The following is a 937-nucleotide window of genomic DNA, read 5'->3' on the forward strand; positions in this document are numbered from 1 at the left end:
GTGTTTGATAAGGTAGAGTGGTTACACGGTAACACGATGGAGCGCGCATTAAACGGTGAATGCATTCTGCTATTCGAGCCAACGAAATTGTTAGAGTTTGAGAACTTAAATAGCTTTGTTAAAACACATGTTAACTCCGTAATTTTAACGGGCATTCGTTCGGAAGTAACACAAAGCATCATACTATTAATTGGATCTCAAAAAGGGCATTTTAGTATTGAAAACAAAGAGACTCTAAGGCGCTTTAGACCCCTTATAGAACGTGCTGTTATCGACATAGAAACAAAGGAAAAGTTACAACGTATTGTTGAGGTAAGAACGACTCAACTTGCAAGAGCTCGTGAAGAAGCAGAACTAGCCAACCAGTCAAAATCTGAGTTTTTGGCAATGATGAGCCACGAGATCAGAACGCCTCTTAACTCAGTTTTAGGAATGCTAGACATCCTGAGACAATCTACCTTATCAGATGAACAATTTGATGCCCTCAATCAAATGGAATGCTCTGCTGAGCTTCTTCTAGCCATCATTAGCGACATTCTCGATCTTTCAAAAATTGAATCCGGTAGCTTCCAATTAAACGAACAGTGGATACATTTAAATGACACTGTAACTTTTGTAATTTCTCAGCAAAAACAAGTAGCTATAACTAAGAATCTTTCTTTTAACTTTCATTGTCAGATCTCATCAGACAAACAGTATTGGATTGATTCGACGAGGCTGTCACAGATTCTCTTTAACTTGATTGGGAATGCCATCAAGTTTACGGACTCAGGAAGTGTGTCTGTTTCTGTCGCTGAAGAAAATGACGAAGTTGTAGTTTCTATATCTGACACCGGAATTGGAATCTCGAGAGCAAAACAAGCCCATTTATTTACGGCATTCCATCAAGGTGATCGCTCAATTACTCGACGGTTTGGTGGTACAGGCTTAGGGCTTG

Annotated in this window: 1 protein-coding gene; it reads left to right on the forward strand. The window is 39.5% G+C overall.

Annotation, left to right across the window (positions count from 1 at the left end; genetic code table 11):
- Positions 1 to 937, forward strand: a 937-nt coding sequence (locus tag R7Q48_RS25410) for a sensor histidine kinase (protein WP_318132924.1), incomplete at both ends; no start/stop codon positions are given.

The sequence above is a fragment of the Vibrio sp. 378 genome (genome assembly GCF_033339435.1).